Origin of the sequence: Flagellimonas lutimaris, assembly GCF_003581615.1 — a bacterium.
Lineage (GTDB): Bacteria > Bacteroidota > Bacteroidia > Flavobacteriales > Flavobacteriaceae > Flagellimonas > Flagellimonas lutimaris.
In genome coordinates, this window is sequence record NZ_QXFH01000047.1 from 1 (window position 1) to 253 (window position 253).

The window sequence follows — 253 nt, forward strand, 5'->3', positions numbered from 1 at the left end:
CCGGGTGGGGCATTCGACCCGCTGGGCTACTCCAAGGACCCGAAGAAGTTCCAAGAATACAAAGTCAAGGAGATCAAGAATGGTCGTCTTGCGCTGTTGGCGTTTGTGGGATTCTGTGTTCAGCAATCAGCCTACCCAGGAACTGGGCCTTTGGAGAATTTGGCCACTCATTTGGCTGACCCGTGGCACAACAACATTGGCGACGTCCTAATTCCTTCCCCTTGAGATCAATTCTTCTTCATAAACATTAAAC

At 50.2% G+C, this 253-nt stretch carries 1 protein-coding gene; it reads left to right on the plus strand.

Annotated features, from left to right (window positions below; translation table 11 throughout):
* Positions 1-225, plus strand: a 225-nt coding sequence (locus tag D2V08_RS18230; protein WP_147374036.1) for a chlorophyll a/b-binding protein, incomplete at its 5' end; no start/stop codon positions are given.
* Between the last annotated feature and the right edge of the window lie 28 nt (positions 226-253).